Below are 15,602 nucleotides of genomic sequence, written 5' to 3'. Positions count from 1 at the left end.
GGCGGCCCCGGGGCCGCCCGGGGGGGGGGCCCGCCCCCCCCCCCCGCCCCTCACCCGGCAAGCTTCGCTCGCCACCCTCTCCCACAAGGGGAGAGGGTTAGGTTGTTACTACCGGGGCGCCATGCGGATGGCGCCGTCGAGGCGGATGGTTTCGCCGTTCAGCATCGGGTTCTCGACGATCTGCACCGCGAGCGAAGCGTATTCCGACGGATCGCCAAGACGGGCCGGATGCGGCACCTGGGCGCCGAGGCTCTTGCGGGCGTCTTCCGACAGGCCCATCAGCAGCGGCGTCAGGAACAGGCCGGGCGCGATGGTCATGACGCGGATGTTCATCGACGCGAGGTCGCGCGCCACCGGCAGGGTCATGCCGACGATGCCGCCCTTCGAGGCAGAGTACGCGGCCTGACCGATCTGACCGTCATACGCCGCGACCGACGCGGTGTTGATGCAGACGCCGCGCTCTTCGCCGATCGTCGGCGCGCTCTGCATGCGCTCGGCGACGAGACGGATGCAGTTGAAGCTGCCGATCAGGTTGACGTTGATGATGCGGGTGAAGTGATCGAGCGGATAGGCGCCGTTCTTGCTGACGGTCTTCACCGCGCCGCCGATGCCGGCGCAGTTCACCAGCACGCGGACGATGCCGTGCGCGGCTTCCGCCTTGGCGATCGCTTCCTTGACGGGCGCTTCCTGCGACACGTCGCCCACGCAGGCCACGCCGCCGATTTCAGCCGCGACCTTGTCGGCGTTGTCCTTGTTCATATCGAGCACGGCGACCTTGGCGCCCTTGGCGGCCATCGCACGCGCCGTCGCGGCGCCGAGTCCCGATCCACCACCGGTGATGAGAACGGAGACGTCTTTCAACTGCATTGGTAATCCCTTTCCTTGGGCGCTTTTTGAAGCTTTCGGTCAAGCCGTGATGGGCCGATCCTCGGGCGTTTCCTGAACTGTTCGACGGACCTCGGTCGGGCCCTTTGGCGTGCTCTTCTTGCGCTTTCGAACCGGGATGTTCAACGGACCCTTGGGCGTTTCCCCGATTTATCGTTTCCGGAAAGCTCTGCACCATTGCGGCGCGGCCGTCCTGGTCAAAAGGCGTTCTCAGGCGCGCGGGCGCCCCTGAGCGAGCTGTTCGGCTCGGATTCTTGTTGCGCTCTCACCCCTCGCGCCGCACGGCCGCCTGCAGGATGAGACGTGGTCGGATCGTCAAAGATACTCGGGCGTTTCCTGGCTGTTTTCTTGTTGTTTTCGAAACACTTCAAACGATGTCCCGGGGGTGCCTGCTGTTCCATTCCGCCTGCCTCTTCCGGGCAGATTCCGTGAACTGGTCCTTGGGCGTTATTGTTGTTATTCGGATTTTCTTCGGCGTGTCCCGGGTCCTGGATGAAGGTCTCTGCAGTTTTTCTTGGGGTCGTTTCTTCTTGTTATTAACTCGTCGCCGCGGAGGCCGACTGTGAACGCGACGCACGGTCGCTCTTTCGCAGCAATAATCCACCGAGGATAATCAGTTCGATGTGCGCGACATACGCGCGGCAGACGTCGTCTGTGACCGGACCGACGCCCGCAGCACGCATCATGGTCTGCCTACCGAAGAACAGGTGATCGCAAGCGCCGATCAGCGTCGTGTAGAACAGCACCGGATCGACATCGCGAAATTCGCCCGCCGCCACGCCCTCGGCGATCAGCTTGCGGTGGAAGTCCAGCAACGGACCGACGAAGAACTTCGTCACTTCGTCCGCAGCCTCGCGATTCGAGCCGTGCAGCAAATAGTGGATCAGCCGGTTCAGATACGGAAACTGGTGATACGCCTTGATGATGCCGGCGATGTGCAGCTTCATCTTCATCGTCGGCGACAGCGGCTGCGCCAGCAGAAAATCCAGATGGGTCATCTCGTGGGCGGCGTCGCGCTCGAGCAGCGCCAGCAGCAGGCCGTCCTTATTGCCGAAATGATACTTCACCAGCGCGGCGTTGACGCCGGACTTGTGCGCGATGTCGGACAGCGAGATTTCGACCGAGTTGCGCTCGATCATCAATTCGCCGGCCGCGACCAAAAGCTTATCGGCGGTGGAATTCTTCACCACCGGTACTCGGGTCGCCAGCGCTGGGATCGGTTGGGCTGCCATCGACGTCGCAATTAGCCCATCGCGGCGCCGGGCTCAAGCGTTAATTGATTGATTGACTAAATCGGCCCTCGCCCCTTAAATCCGCCGCTATCGGTGAAGCCGAAACAACCAACATCAGGGAGAAAACCCATGGCCGAGGCCTATATCGTCGCCGCTGCCCGCACTGCTGGCGGGCGCAAGGGAGGCCGTCTCGCCGGCTGGCATCCCGCCGATCTCGCCGCGTCCGTGCTCAACGCGCTGGTCGATCGCTCCGGCGCCGCGCCGGATCAGATCGAAGATGTCCTCATGGGCTGCGTCGGCCAGGCCGGCGAACAAGCCGTCAACATCGGGCGCAACGCGGTGCTGGCGTCGAAGCTTCCCGAATCGGTGCCCGGCACCTCGATCGACCGGCAGTGCGGCTCGTCGCAGCAGGCGCTGCATTTCGCCGCACAGGCAGTGATGTCCGGCAGCATGGACATCGTGATCGCCGCGGGCGTGGAAAGCATGACGCGCGTGCCGATGGGCTCGCCCAGCATCCTCGCCGCCAAGGCTGGGCTCGGCACCTACAAGAGCCCGCGAATGGAAGAGCGTTACCCGAACATCCAGTTCAACCAGTTCACCGGCGCGGAAATGGTCGCGCATAAATACGATCTGTCGAAGGAACAGCTCGACGAATACGCCTTCCAGAGCCACCAGCGCGCGATCGCTGCGACTCAGGCCGGCAAGTTCAAGGACGAAATCATCCCGCTCGAGATCACCCGCGCTGACGGCACCACCGACACGCACCACATCGACGAAGGCATCCGCTTCGACGCGACGCTCGACGGCATCAAGGGCGTCAAGCTGATCAACGAGAACGGCGGCCGGCTCACCGCCGCGACCGCGAGCCAGATCTGCGACGGCGCCTCGGGCGTTCTGGTCGTCAACGAGAAGGGCCTCAAGCAGCTCGGCGTACAGCCGCTAGCGCGCATTCATCACATGACGATGCGCGGCGGCGACCCGGTTATCATGCTCGAAGCCCCGCTGCCGGCGACCGAATACGCGCTGAAGAAAGCCGGCATGAAGATTGACGACATCGATCTGTTCGAGGTCAACGAAGCCTTCGCGTCGATCCCGACCGCGTGGCTGAAGGCCACCGGCGCCGATCCGGCCCGGCTCAACGTCAATGGCGGCGCGATCGCGCTCGGCCATCCGCTCGGCGGCTCCGGCACCAAGCTGATGACCACGCTGATCCATGCGCTGAAGCAGCAGAACAAGCGCTACGGCCTGCAGACCATGTGCGAAGGCGGCGGCATGGCTAACGTCACCATCGTCGAGCGGCTGTAAGGCACAAGCACCAGACCACATCCCGAGGAGCGGCGTATTCGCCGCCCCTGCCCTCCATCCCAAGCGCTCGACCGAATAGTCGGTCGGTGAGTGAAGGAATCTCGACGTCATTGCGAGCGAAGCGAAGCAATCCAGGAGCGCCCTGCACTGAGCCTCTGGATTGCTTCGTCGCTTCGCTCCTCGCAATGACGACCAGAGCGGAATCAATCCGCCGCATCACCATCGAGGAAACACGATGACGCACCCGTCGATTCACGCCCGCAATACGCCCGACAAGATCGCCTATCAGATGGCGACCACCGGCAAGGCCATCACCTATCGGCAGCTCGACGAGCTGTCGAACCAGGGCGCGCAGCTGTTTCGCTCGCTCGGGCTGAAGCCGGGCGACCATATTGCACTGTTGATGGAGAATCGGCTGGCGTTCATGGAGATCTGCTGGGCGGCGCAGCGCGCGGGACTCTACTACACGGCGATCAGCCGCTATCTGAAGAAGGACGAGATCGCCTACATCGTGCAGGATTGCGGCGCCAAGGTCGTGATCACCTCGCCGCAGGGCGCCGATGCGATCGCGCCGCTGGTCGGCAAGCAGCCCGGCGTCGAATTCTTCATGGTCGACGAGCCGGCCGCGGGCTTCCGCTCTTGGGACAAAGAGGCCGGCGCGCAGCCGACCACGCCGATCGCCGACGAGGTCGCCGGCTACGATATGCTGTATTCGTCCGGCACCACCGGCCGGCCGAAGGGCATCAAGCGCGAGTTCGAGGGCAACGCCATCGACGTGCCGAGCCCGTTCCTGCGGCTGCTGTGCGAGAAGATGTGCGGCATGAACGCCGGCAGCATCTATCTGTCGCCGGCGCCGCTGTATCACGCCGCGCCGCTGCGCTTCAACATGATGGCGGTGACGCTCGGCGGCACCTCGGTGATTATGGAGCATTTCGACGCCGAGCAGTTCCTGGCGCTGGTCGAGAAATACAAAGTGACGCAGTCGCAGCTGGTTCCGACGATGTTCGTCCGCATGCTGAAGCTGCCCGACGAGGTCCGCGCCCGCTACGACGTCTCGACGCTGAAGGGCGCGATCCACGCCGCAGCCCCCTGCCCGGTCGACGTCAAAGCCAAGATGATCGAATGGTGGGGACCGATTCTGATCGAGTACTACGCCGGCTCGGAAGGCAACGGCGTCACCGTCTCGACCTCGCAGCAATGGCTCGCGCATCGCGGCACGGTCGGCAAGGCGGTGGTCGGAATCATCAAGATCCTCGACGAGGCCGGCGAGGAGCTGCCGACGGGCGAGATCGGAACGGTGTACTTCGCCGACGCGCCCGCATTCAGCTATCACAACGATCCCGACAAGACCAAGAACGCTTACAACGAGAAGGGCTGGTCGACGCTCGGCGACGTCGGCTATCTCGATGCCGAGGGCTTCCTGTATCTCACCGACCGCAAGAGCTACATGATCATCTCGGGCGGCGTGAACATCTATCCGCAGGAGACCGAGGATGTGCTGCTGACGCATCCCGATGTCGCTGACGTCGCGGTGTTCGGCGTGCCGAACGAGGAGATGGGCGAAGAGGTGAAAGCCGTGGTGCAGCCGCGCGAGGGAGTCTTGCCGGGCAAGGAGTTCGAAGCCAGGCTGATCGGCTTCTGCCGCGAACATCTGTCGCCAATCAAGTGCCCGCGCTCGATCGACTTCGAGGCCGAACTGCCGCGCACGCCGACCGGCAAGCTGGTCAAGCGGCATCTGAAGGATCGCTACTGGCCGAAGAAGGAAGCCGCGCCTGCCTGAGCCGCGCGCGGCTGCTGCAATCGGCTGGTATCGGTTGCAGTCCAGGCCTGTTTCGCATCGCACTAGAATGACGAACGCCGCGGGAACCGAAGCCCGCGGCGTTTGTTCCCTGCAGCGCGCGCGAGGAAGACGTCTCGTGATGAGACGGAGGGCCGCTGGGAGCATCCGCTATGTTGAATGGGCAATTATCTTTCTGGTGATCTCGCTGGTGGCGGGATTCTTCGGCTTCACCAATATCGCGGCGGGCGCTGCGCGCATCTCGAAGCTGCTGTTCTTCATCGCGCTGGCGATGTTCGTGCTGTTCCTGATCCTGGCGTTCACCGCCGGCCAGCTGGTGTTCTGACACACCCGCGCACGGGCGAACTTCGGAGTCCATCGACCGGGGATGAGTCGCTATGCTGGACGGCAAGCGCCTCTCCCCGGTCCATGTGATGATCCCATCCGTCCAGCTCCGCTCCGGCCTGTTTGTCTCCGTGCTGGCCCATCTCGGGCTGGTGGCGGCCGTGCTGTTGCTGGCCGAGGTCCGGCCGTTCGCCGAAGTGCCGGAGCAGCGCGTGGAAGTCGACGTCGTTACGGCCGACGAGGCGCCTCCCGAGCCGGCGCCGAAGCCTGAGATCAAACCGGCGTTGGAATTGCCGACCCTGACGCCGACCGAGGCCAAGCCGGCGGCGTCCGAGCCGACACCTCCGCAGGCCTCCAAACCCGAACCAGCCAAACCTGAACCGGCCAAAGCCGAGCCGCCGAAGCCCGCGCAGGCCGAGCCGGAGCGCGCCAAGCCGGAGCCGATAAAACCGGACCGCCAAGCCCGGCAAACCGAAGCCCCCGCCAAGCCTGACCCCGCCGTCACCCCGACTCCGCCCAGCGCGGTTCCGCAGACAGCGCCGCCGCAAAGCGCGATGCCGACGGCCTTTCCGCCGGCGATTGCGCAGGAGCCGGATCTAACGGTGAAATACTCGGTGGCGCTGGGACTGCCGGCGGACCCAACCTTCGACGCACCCGCGGAGCTCGCCGCCGACATCAGCGCCGACGCCATCGCGGCGCTGCGCCAAAAACTGAAGACCTGCGCGGCACTGCCGCCCGGCGTTGCACCGACCGACAACGTGAAGATCATTCTACGGGTGCCGCTGCTTCCCGATGGGCGGCTCGCACAAGAGCCATTCCTGATCGAAGCCAGCGCTTCGGCGAAAGGCCCGGCACTGATGAAGGGCGCCATCCACGCTCTCACCGCGTGCCAGCCCTACTCGATGTTGCCGGCCGATAAGTACAAGGAATGGAAAGTCCTCGACCTCGACTTCACACCGCAGAACTTCCGTGGCGGCTGACGCGCCGACTGGTGCTCGGTTGATGAGCGGCTCACCCTCATTTGTTCGGCGCCCCCGCTCACCACGTCACCCCATTTTTTCAGTCGCCCAATCAACCGCTGCAACACGACGCACGGCCTGCATTCTCGAACGCCACCTCCGCTGTAAACAAAGAAAGCTCCGGCCGAAGCCGGAGCTTTAAGTCTAGGGAGACTCCACCCAGCCGCAGGCCGGGCACGTCGACAGAACTCACTCCCAGCGCACAGCCGAACTGGCCGGGATCATATTCCCCTCACCATCGACACACGCCCCAGCCGCGCATGGCACAGCCCCACGCGAGACGTCAGAACAAAACTACCGCTTACAGAATGAACGTGTTCTTGTCGCGCGACGCCAGCATGGACCGATGTACTTGGTATCGTAGACGTACTACGCCTGAACCAGCACCAATATCGTAGACAATCGAATTAAGCGATAACCGCAACCACCTGAAATCCGACGCCAGCCACGAACGGCAACGTTATAAATAATTGCTAACGATTCACTAGTAATAAACAATCATCACATCAAATCATCCAATATGAACTATCATCCTTGATTCAAATCAAACGTCACTTCGTTTCGATCCGGCCGGCACCGTTTTCACTGTGATACAACAACGTCCACCCAAGCACTTCCCAGACGGACTGGAGCGGGATTTGCTCGTGCGAGGCATTTGCGCTGATTTCACAGCCGTGCGATAGACGACTATCGCCATCGGGAGTGACGATTTTGACATCGCAAACGAGCTTCGCATCTGCCACCGAACTCAGCGCCGCGCTGAAGGCCAAACAGGTTTCCGCCCTCGAACTGACCCAAGCGGCGATCGACCGGATCGAGCGCTATGACGGCAAGATCAACGCGGTCTGCGTCCGCGACTTCGATCGCGCATTGCAGAGCGCGCGCGCCGCGGATCTCGCGTTGTCGCGCGGCGGGCGCGAGCCGCTGCTCGGCATTCCGATGACCGTGAAGGAGAGCTTCAACGTCGCCGGGCTGCCGACGACCTGGGGATTTCCCGACCAGCGAAACTTCGTCGCCGAGAGCGATGCGCTGGCGATCGAGCGCGTGCGCGCGGCCGGGGGCGTGATCCTCGGCAAAACCAATGTGCCGATCGGTCTGGGGGATTGGCAGAGCTACAACGAGATCTACGGCACGACGAACAATCCTTACGATCTCAGCCGCACGCCGGGTGGTTCGTCCGGCGGTTCGTCGGCCGCACTGGCCGCCGGCTTCGGCGCGTTGTCGCTCGGCTCCGATATCGGCGGATCGCTGCGTGTGCCGGGCCATTATTGCGGCATCTATGCGCACAAGCCGACCTTCGCGCTGTGTCCGGCGCGCGGCCATACCCCGCCTGGCGTGCCGCCGCTGCCGTCGAACCGCGATCTGTCGGTGATCGGCCCGATGGCGCGCTCGGCCGCCGATCTCGCGCTGCTACTCGATGTAATCGCCGGCCCTGACCCGACCTTCGACGGCATTGGCTACAAGCTCGACCTGCCTGCCGCGCGGCACACGGCGATGAAAGACTTCCGCGTGCTGCTGCTCGATACGCACCCGCTGCTGCCGACCAGCAGCAGCGTGCGTGGTGCGATCGAAACACTCGCCGCCAACCTCACCAAGGCGGGCGTCTCGATCACGCGGCAGTCGCCGCTGCTCCCCGACCTCGCCGAAACCTCGCGCGTCTACATGCGGATGCTGCTGTCGTTCCTGGCGGCCGGCTTTCCGCCGGAACTACTCGCCGATATCGAGACCGCGACGTCCAAGCTCGACGCGGCCGATGACAGCCTCGCGGCCGAACGGCTGCGCGGCATGGTGCTCAGCCATCGCGACTGGGTGATCGCCGACGGACGCCGCACCGGACTCCGCGCGCAGTGGCGCGAACTGTTCAAATCGTTCGACGCGGTGATCTGCCCGGTGATGCCGACCCCGGCCTATCCGCAGGATCATCACGAGCCGCAGGAAGAGCGCCGCATCCTGATCGACAACCAGCCGCATCCCTATGTCGATCAGTTGGTGTGGCCCGGCATCGCCACCCTGCCCGGTCTGCCGGCGACGGCGCTGCCGGTCGGGCTGTCGAGCGAAGGCCTGCCGATCGGCGTGCAGATCGTCGGCCCGTGGCTCGAGGATCGCACGCCGCTGAAGCTGGCCGAACTGATCGAGCGCGAATTCGGCGGGTTCACGCCGCCGAAGGCGTTCGTCGATGAGTTAGCGGTCAACGCCTAGGCATCGAACACGATCACGCTGCGGACGGTCTTGCCGGCCTTCATCGCAGCGAACCCGTCGTTGATCTCGGCCAACGTGAGCTTGGCCGAGATCCAGTCCTCCAGGTGAAGCCGACCGCGCAGATAGAAGTCGACCAGTCTCGGCATGTCGACGCGGAAATGGTTCGACCCCATCGACGAGCCCTGGATCCGACGCTCGCGCAGGAAGTCGAAGCCGTGCAGCTCGATCTTCTGGCCGAGCGGAATCATTCCGACGATGGTCGCAGTGCCGCCGGGCGCCAGCATGGCGAACGCCTGCTCGGCGGTCTCCTTGCGACCAAGTACTTCGAAGGCGTGATGGACGCCTCCCTGAGTGAGCTCTCGCACCTGCTGTACGACGTCGCCGTTCGCTGGATCGACCACGTCGGTCGCGCCGAGTTTGGTGGCGAGCTGCAGCTTGGCTGGATTAGTGTCGATCGCGATGATGCGGCCTGCGCCGGCGATCTCGGCGCCATTGATGGCGGCCATGCCGACGCCGCCACAACCGATCACCGCGACGGTTTCGCCCGGCGCGACCTTCGCGGTGTTGGCGACCGCGCCGTAACCGGTGATCACGCCGCAGCCGATCAATGCCGCGAGATCGAGCGGCATGTCGCGGCGGATTTTGACGATCGCGTTTTCGTGCACCAGCATCTGCTCGGCGAAGGACGACAGATTGAGGAACTGGTGCAGCTTCTCGGAGCGATTCCACGACAGTCGGTTCGAGGCGCCGGGCAGCATCTTCACCGTGGTGTCGGTGCACAGCACCGGCCGGCCGGTCGAGCAATTATCACAGGTGCCGCAGAATACAGAGAGGCAGGTCACGACGTGATCGCCGGGCTGCACATAGGTAACGTCGGAGCCGACCTGCTCGACGATCCCGGCCGACTCGTGGCCGAGCACGGCGGGCAGCGGGTGCGGATACAGCCCCTCCATGAAGTGTAGATCGGAGTGACACAGCCCGGCCACCGCCGTGCGGATCAGCACTTCGCGCGGACCGGGCTTCGGCACGCTGATATCCTCGATGGTCAAAGGCGTATTGACTTCGTGCAGTACGGCGGCCTTCATTGGCGTTTCCCTTTGGTTTGTTGTTGATTAGTTGTCTGTCTAATGGTGCGTCGCTAGCCCTTCCCCGTCATTGCGAGGAGCGAAGCGATGAAGCAATCCGGGCACGCGGTGCTCAGCAGTGGATTGCTTCGCTGCGCTCGCAATGACGGGGAGAGGCATTTTGTTCAACGCTACGCGGTCAGCAGCGGCGCGACTTTGTCCATCGGCGCATCGGCATCGCCGAGGAGTAGCTCGGCGATGCCGAATTCGGTTTTGCCGTCGCTGGTCTTGAACGGGTCGGGCGCATACAGCCGATGCTCCACAACTAATCGCGACAGCAATGCGCGGCGAGCGTCGCCGCGTAGCGCATCGATCTTGGTGCCTTCCCATGCCAATGAGACGGCACTGGCGACGTGATACAGCGAACTGGTTGCGCGGCGGGCGTCGGCCTCGTTCTCGGCATGGCCGGCGACGTCGCGGGCGAAGCCGATCGCGCGGTCGATCAGGCCGCGCAAACGGTCGCTCCAGGCATGAGGCAAACCTGTGGCATCGCCCAGCCGCGCGTGCAGATCTGCGGCAAGCGCCGATTCCGCCCCGTGGCGACCGACGGCACGCTTGAGCGCGTCGATGGCGACGATATTACCGGTGCCTTCCCAGATCGAACCGAGATGGGCGTCGCGCAACAGCCTCGCAGTCGCAAACTCCTCGACGTAGCCGATACCGCCTCGCATCTCCAGCGCGTCGCCGCAGACCTTGCGGGCATCGCGGGTGGCGCGGAACTTCAACGTCGGAGTCAGGATGCGTAGCAACGCGGCGGCGTCCTGACTGCCGGCCTCGGCGCGGTCGAGCGCGTCGGCGGTGAGGAAACTAACTGACATCGCCTGTTCGGTCGGTAGCAGAATTTTCATCAGCTGACGTCGCGCGAGCGGCAGGTCGACGATGCGCTGACCGAATACCACGCGGTTCTTCGCCACGGTGATCGCGTCGTGCCATGCTCGGCGCATCAAGGCGGTCGACTTCACGCCGTTGGAGAGCCGTGATGAGTTGACCATCTCGGCCATCTGCACGAAGCCGCGGTCGAGCTTGCCGACCGCGTAGGCGATCGCGCCTTCGAGCTTGATCTCGCCCGAGGCCATCGAGCGGGTGCCGAGCTTGTCCTTCAGCCGCACGATCCGATAGTTGTTCGGAGTGCCGTCGTCGAGGAAGCGCGGCATCAGGAATAGGCCGACGCCGCGTGTACCAGGACCGGCGCCCTGCGGGCGCGCCAGCAGCATCACCACCTTGGCGTCGGCGTTGGAGCAGAACCACTTCTCGCCATACAGCCGCCAGTGATCGCCTTCGGAAACCGCGACGGTGGTCAGCGTGCCGACGTCGGAGCCGCCCTCCTTCTCGGTCATGAACTGACCGCCCTGAGTGAGCTTGCTCATATCGGTCTGGGTCAGGCCATCGAGATACTTCGCCTTCAGCGCGTCGTCGCCGAACTTCGACAGCAACTTGGCGCAGCCGTCGGTGACGTTGATCGGGCAGCCCATGCCGAATTCGGTCTCGTTGAACAGCAGCGTGAAGGCATGCTTGGCGGTCACCGGATAGACGTCCGGCCAACCCATGATGCCCTTGCGGTGCGACATCGCGTGGATGCCGAAGCTGCCGAACGCGGCGTTCTCGAGTTCGCGATAGGCCGGGTGATACTCGACATACTGCGCGTCGCGGCCGAAGCGGTCGCGCTGATGCAGGATCGGCGTGTGGCGATCGGCCAGCCGCGCGCAGTCGTCGAGCGGGCCGCCGGCGAGCGCGCCGAGACGATCGAGATGCGGCTCGATATGGGCGACCAGATCCGCCGGCAGATGGATGCGTAGCAGATCGGCGAGCGATGGATCGGCGCGATAGAAATTGAGGCCGGTGGTGTCGGGCGCGATCAGGTTCGCGGCATTGCGGGGCGCAGCCGCCGAAACGGCGGCGTTTTGGGTGTTTCCTGCGGGCATCTGCGTCTCTTGTGGTTTGAAGACTGAACGCTGTTTGCAGTGAAGTCACCACAAAGACGCCCGTCCATGCAACCCGTCGCGCGGCATAGCCCAATGCGTCGGAGTCCGTGCGGGGGCCGCAGGGCGAGCTACAAAGGCTGGACAGATTCGATATCGGATTGCCGGATGCGGCTAAATTCGCTCTGCTGTCCTCATCTCGCGGATTCGCCGGCGCGATCGGCACCTGCGGCAACGACAGAAAGCAATCATGATGAAGGATCTCGTTCCACTCGCCGAAAAGATCGCCGTGCATCTGATCGCGCGCAAGCAGACGATCGCGGTGGCGGAGTCGTCGACCGGCGGACTGATCGCGGCAGCGCTGCTCGCAGTGCCGGGTGCGTCGGCTTACTTCCTCGGCTCCGCGGTGGTTTACACCCGGCAGGCGCGGCGCGTGCTGATGGATATTCCGGATGCCGACATGAAGGTCGAGGGCGTGCGCTCGTCGTCGGAGCCATATGCTGAATTGCTCGCCAGGCAGATCCGCAGCCGGCTCGGCGCCGACTGGGCATTGTCGGAGACCGGCGCCGCCGGCCCCAGCGGCAATCGCTACGGCGACGCCGCCGGCCACACCTGCATCGCGGTCGCCGGCCCGGCCCATGCGGTGATGACGCTGGAGACGGGAAACGCCGACCGGCTGGACAACATGCACGTGTTCGCCAGCACGGCGCTGACCTATCTGCTGCACACGTTGGCGAAGTGATTGCACGCTGGCAGTCTCTTTAGCACTCAGGCCCCTCCCCGTCATTGCGAGCGAAGCGAAGCAATCCAGCGCCACGCGTGCGGCATGGATTGCTTCGTCGCGGAGCCTGTGCTCGGACGGCGCGAAGCGCCGATCCGGGTGCTCCTCGCAATGACGGAGAGGCCGAGGTGACGGAGACGCTCAGGCCACGGAGAGGCTCGGGGTGACGCCGAGGTTCAGGTAATCGCGCGGATCAGTGCGAGGCCGGCGAACAGGCCGCCGATCGCCAGCGCGACCGATCCGATCACGTAGAGCGCGGCAAGGCCGACAGCGCCACGCTCGTAGAGCAGCGCGGCGTCGAGCGAGAATGCCGAGAAGGTGGTGTAGCCGCCGAGGATGCCGGTCATCAGGAACAGGCGCAGATTCTGCGCGGACCCGCCTTTGAACGCGAGATAGCCGGCGATCAGCCCCATCACGATCGAGCCGGAAACGTTGATGAAGAAGGTGTGATACGGGAACGCGGTGCCGAACATCCGGCTGCTGGCGGTATTGATAAAGTGGCGAAACATCGCCCCAAGCCCGCCGCCCAGGAACACCAGCAGATAGGTCATGCCGTCTCTCTCCGTGTCACGCGATGCCGGTGCGCCGTTGTGCCGCAGCAGCGAGCGTCCGACAAGAGCCGGCGCGGGCAAAACAAAAGGCGGCCGATACACGGCCGCCTTTCGATTACCAAATCGTGAACGCTCGCGCGCGATCAGGCCTTGGAGTACAACTCCTCGACGTATTCCCAGTTGATGAGATTGTCGACGAAGGCCTTGAGATAGTCGGGGCGGCGGTTGCGATAATCGATGTAGTAGGAGTGCTCCCAGACGTCGACGCCGAGGATCGGCGTGGCGCCGTGCACCAACGGGTTCTCGCCGTTGGCGGTCTTGGAGATTTCGAGCTTGCCGTCCTTGACCGACAGCCAGGCCCAGCCCGAGCCGAACTGGCCGGCACCGGCCGCGGCGAAGTCGGCCTTGAACTTCTCGAGGCCGCCGAGGTCCTCGTTGATCTTCTTTTCCAGCGCGCCCGGCAGCTTGGTGCCGCCGCCATTCGGCTTCATCCACTTCCAGAAATGAATGTGGTTGAAGTGCTGGCCGGCGTTATTGAACAACGGAGCGTTCTTGCCGAACGAGCCCTTGACGATTTCCTCGAGCGACTTGCCCTCGAATTCGGTGCCCTTCAGTAGGTTGTTGCCGTTGGTGACATAGGCCTGATGATGCTTGTCGTGGTGGTATTCGAGCGTTTCCTTCGACATGTACGGCTGGAGCGCGTCGTAGGCATACGGCAATTCAGGAAGCGTGAAGGTCATGGGTCATCATTTCCACAATGGTGGGGGACGGCGTGTTAACGAGCCTCCTTATAGAAGGTTCCGCCGATGGACCCAATATCTATTCTGAATTGCAACAGTCTGTCGCAGCGCTGTCATGGCCGCAAGAGGCGCAGCGTACCGAAGCAGTTACCGTCGATGGCGCGATCTTACCGGCATGCAGCGCTAGGGGCAACACGCGGTCGTTATCATCCGCATCATGACCTCCCCCCGTCATGCCCGGGCTCGTCCCGGGCATCCACGCCTTGCTGACGCAGATGCAGGAAAGGCGTGGATGGCCGGGACGAGCCCGGCCATGACGGAGTTCGGGGCGGGCAAACTGAGTAGTTCGCGAAGCTGCATTTTGCATTGAGCATTTACAGCCTCGGCAATCGTTCACGCCGTCGCCGGCACGACCAACTCGTCGCGTCTACGCGGCGGGCGGACGTTCATCAGCATTTGCGCGGTGCCGGCGATCAGGCCGATCAGCACCGCGGCCTGCCAGGCGCGGTCGTAATTGCCGAGATGGTCGTAGATCATGCCGCCGCCCCAGGCGCCGATGAAGGAGCCGACCTGATGGCTGAGGAAGGCGATGCCGGTGAGCGTCGCCATGTAGCGCAGCCCGAACAGCTGCGCGACGAGCCCGTTGACCAGCGGAATCACGCCGAGCCACAGCGCGCCCATCACGGCGGCGAACACCAGCGTCGTGGTCGCCGAGGCCGGGAAGTAGAAATACGCGGCGATCGCCAGCGAGCGTACGATGTAGATGCCGCCGAGCAGATACTGCTTCGGATAGCGGCCGCCGAGCCAGCCGCACACGTAGGAGCCGATCACGTTGAACAGACCGATCACCGCCAGCGCGCTGGCGCCGAGCGACGGATCGAGGCCGCAGATCGCCAGATAGTTCGGCAGATGCGTGGTGATGAACACCAGCTGCAGGCCGCACACGAAAAACGCGGTCGCCATCACCATGAAACCCGAATGGCCGAGCGCCGCCTGTACGACCTCGCCCGCCGAACGTTCGCTGTCGTCGGCCTTGTCGATATCGATCTTGTCGGAGCGGCCGGCGAAGAAGGCCGACGGCAGCATCACGGCGGCGAGACCGAGGAAGCCGATCAGCGCCATCTGCCAGCCCGAGGTGGTGATCAGCGTCTGCGCCAGCGGCGACGCCAGCACCAGACCGAGCGAGCCCGCCGCCGATACCGCGCCCATCGCGACACTGCGCTTGGCCGGCGACACGGTGCGCGAGGTCGCCGTCATCGTCATGCTCGAAGCCGTGCAGGACAGCGCGATGCCGACGCACACGCCGCAGCCGAGCGTGAAGGTCAGCGCCGAGTCGGCGGTCATCATCAGCACCAGGCCGGCCGCGTAGATCACCACGCCGCCCAGCATCACCCAGCGCGAGCCGTAACGATCCGCCATCAGGCCGACGATCGGCTGAGTCACGCCCCAGATGATGTTCTGCAACGCCGTCGCCAGCGAGAAGTCGGCGCTGGTGATGCCGACGTCGCGGATCACGGAAGGTTGAAACAGACCGAAGCTCTGCCGCATGCCCATGGCAAGGCTGAGCAGCACCGATGCGCCGATCAGGATCGACCAGCGCTGAAACGAGGTAAGCTCGGTTGCCTTCATAGGACGATTTCCTCTGGGTCTTGCGATTTTGAGAATACTCATGCCCTGAATTGCGGTGTTTGACCATCCTTGTGGCCGGTATCGTAGTTCTGCATA

At 64.0% G+C, this 15,602-nt stretch carries 13 protein-coding genes; 6 read left to right on the top strand and 7 right to left on the bottom strand.

Going from position 1 to position 15,602, the window contains the following annotated elements:
• Positions 1-108: 108 nt before the first annotated feature.
• Positions 109-867: an SDR family NAD(P)-dependent oxidoreductase gene (locus LPW26_RS16625; protein WP_238736589.1), complete on the bottom strand. Its 759-nt coding sequence runs from the start codon at positions 865-867 to the stop codon at positions 109-111.
• Positions 868-1,421: 554 nt separating this feature from the next.
• A complete protein-coding gene (locus LPW26_RS16620) occupies positions 1,422-2,117 on the bottom strand; it encodes a TetR family transcriptional regulator (protein ID WP_238736588.1) in 696 nt (231 codons plus the stop codon).
• Positions 2,118-2,246: 129 nt separating this feature from the next.
• Here LPW26_RS16620 and LPW26_RS16615 point away from each other — a divergent pair, with 129 nt between their 5' ends.
• The 5 genes from LPW26_RS16615 to LPW26_RS16595 all read left to right on the top strand — a co-directional run bounded on the left by LPW26_RS16615 (position 2,247) and on the right by LPW26_RS16595 (position 8,762).
• Positions 2,247-3,422: an acetyl-CoA C-acetyltransferase gene (locus LPW26_RS16615; RefSeq protein WP_238736587.1), complete on the top strand. Its 1,176-nt coding sequence runs from the start codon at positions 2,247-2,249 to the stop codon at positions 3,420-3,422.
• 235 nt (positions 3,423-3,657) lie between these two features.
• A complete protein-coding gene (locus LPW26_RS16610) occupies positions 3,658-5,202 on the top strand; it encodes an acyl-CoA synthetase (RefSeq protein WP_238736586.1) in 1,545 nt (514 codons plus the stop codon).
• A 139-nt stretch (positions 5,203-5,341) separates the two neighbouring features.
• A complete protein-coding gene (locus LPW26_RS16605) occupies positions 5,342-5,545 on the top strand; it encodes a DUF1328 domain-containing protein (RefSeq protein ID WP_238736585.1) in 204 nt (67 codons plus the stop codon).
• A gap of 52 nt (positions 5,546-5,597) precedes the next feature.
• Positions 5,598-6,524 (top strand): hypothetical protein, encoded by a 927-nt coding sequence (locus LPW26_RS16600; RefSeq protein WP_238736584.1) that lies wholly within the window; start codon positions 5,598-5,600, stop codon positions 6,522-6,524.
• 747 nt (positions 6,525-7,271) lie between these two features.
• Positions 7,272-8,762: an amidase gene (locus LPW26_RS16595; protein ID WP_238736593.1), complete on the top strand. Its 1,491-nt coding sequence runs from the start codon at positions 7,272-7,274 to the stop codon at positions 8,760-8,762.
• On the opposite strand, the gene LPW26_RS16590 is transcribed toward LPW26_RS16595, so the two are convergent.
• Together LPW26_RS16590 and LPW26_RS16585 are read right to left on the bottom strand one after the other, a co-directional pair.
• A complete protein-coding gene (locus LPW26_RS16590; RefSeq protein ID WP_238736583.1) occupies positions 8,759-9,847 on the bottom strand; it encodes a Zn-dependent alcohol dehydrogenase in 1,089 nt (362 codons plus the stop codon). The genes LPW26_RS16595 and LPW26_RS16590 overlap by 4 nt on opposite strands.
• A gap of 170 nt (positions 9,848-10,017) precedes the next feature.
• Complete coding sequence (locus LPW26_RS16585; RefSeq protein ID WP_238736582.1) at positions 10,018-11,808, bottom strand: acyl-CoA dehydrogenase family protein; 1,791 nt, start codon at positions 11,806-11,808, stop codon at positions 10,018-10,020.
• A gap of 250 nt (positions 11,809-12,058) precedes the next feature.
• Here LPW26_RS16585 and LPW26_RS16580 point away from each other — a divergent pair, with 250 nt between their 5' ends.
• Positions 12,059-12,547, top strand: a complete 489-nt coding sequence (locus LPW26_RS16580; protein ID WP_238736592.1) for a CinA family protein — start codon at positions 12,059-12,061, stop codon at positions 12,545-12,547.
• 215 nt (positions 12,548-12,762) lie between these two features.
• Here the strand turns inward: LPW26_RS16580 and crcB are convergent, their stop codons facing one another.
• The 3 genes from crcB to LPW26_RS16565 form a co-directional block, all read right to left on the bottom strand.
• On the bottom strand, positions 12,763-13,137 hold the full coding sequence (gene crcB / locus LPW26_RS16575) for a fluoride efflux transporter CrcB (protein WP_238736581.1): 375 nt from the start codon (positions 13,135-13,137) through the stop codon (positions 12,763-12,765).
• A gap of 143 nt (positions 13,138-13,280) precedes the next feature.
• The gene (locus LPW26_RS16570) at positions 13,281-13,877 is read right to left on the bottom strand and encodes a superoxide dismutase (protein ID WP_238736580.1); all 597 of its coding nucleotides are present in this window, start codon (positions 13,875-13,877) and stop codon (positions 13,281-13,283) included.
• Positions 13,878-14,270: 393 nt separating this feature from the next.
• On the bottom strand, positions 14,271-15,506 hold the full coding sequence (locus tag LPW26_RS16565) for an MFS transporter (RefSeq protein WP_238736579.1): 1,236 nt from the start codon (positions 15,504-15,506) through the stop codon (positions 14,271-14,273).
• Positions 15,507-15,602: the final 96 nt, after the last annotated feature.

Source organism: Rhodopseudomonas infernalis (assembly GCF_022271405.1).
Taxonomy (GTDB): domain Bacteria; phylum Pseudomonadota; class Alphaproteobacteria; order Rhizobiales; family Xanthobacteraceae; genus Rhodopseudomonas; species Rhodopseudomonas infernalis.
Note: the sequence above shows the minus strand (reverse complement) of the source record. Positions and strands in the feature narration are given on the sequence as shown.

What these genes read in the sequence shown, in the direction of transcription:
- LPW26_RS16580 (WP_238736592.1), top strand. Translation starts at nt 12,059, where the DNA reads ATGAAGGATCTCGTTCCACTCGCCGAAAAGATCGCCGTGCATCTGATC.
- LPW26_RS16600 (WP_238736584.1), top strand. Translation starts at nt 5,598, where the DNA reads ATGCTGGACGGCAAGCGCCTCTCCCCGGTCCATGTGATGATCCCATCC.
- LPW26_RS16625 (WP_238736589.1), bottom strand. Translation starts at nt 867, where the DNA reads ATGCAGTTGAAAGACGTCTCCGTTCTCATCACCGGTGGTGGATCGGGA.
- LPW26_RS16590 (WP_238736583.1), bottom strand. Translation starts at nt 9,847, where the DNA reads ATGAAGGCCGCCGTACTGCACGAAGTCAATACGCCTTTGACCATCGAG.
- LPW26_RS16605 (WP_238736585.1), top strand. Translation starts at nt 5,342, where the DNA reads ATGAGACGGAGGGCCGCTGGGAGCATCCGCTATGTTGAATGGGCAATT.
- LPW26_RS16610 (WP_238736586.1), top strand. Translation starts at nt 3,658, where the DNA reads ATGACGCACCCGTCGATTCACGCCCGCAATACGCCCGACAAGATCGCC.
- LPW26_RS16585 (WP_238736582.1), bottom strand. Translation starts at nt 11,808, where the DNA reads ATGCCCGCAGGAAACACCCAAAACGCCGCCGTTTCGGCGGCTGCGCCC.
- LPW26_RS16615 (WP_238736587.1), top strand. Translation starts at nt 2,247, where the DNA reads ATGGCCGAGGCCTATATCGTCGCCGCTGCCCGCACTGCTGGCGGGCGC.
- LPW26_RS16565 (WP_238736579.1), bottom strand. Translation starts at nt 15,506, where the DNA reads ATGAAGGCAACCGAGCTTACCTCGTTTCAGCGCTGGTCGATCCTGATC.
- crcB (WP_238736581.1), bottom strand. Translation starts at nt 13,137, where the DNA reads ATGACCTATCTGCTGGTGTTCCTGGGCGGCGGGCTTGGGGCGATGTTT.
- LPW26_RS16620 (WP_238736588.1), bottom strand. Translation starts at nt 2,117, where the DNA reads ATGGCAGCCCAACCGATCCCAGCGCTGGCGACCCGAGTACCGGTGGTG.
- LPW26_RS16570 (WP_238736580.1), bottom strand. Translation starts at nt 13,877, where the DNA reads ATGACCTTCACGCTTCCTGAATTGCCGTATGCCTACGACGCGCTCCAG.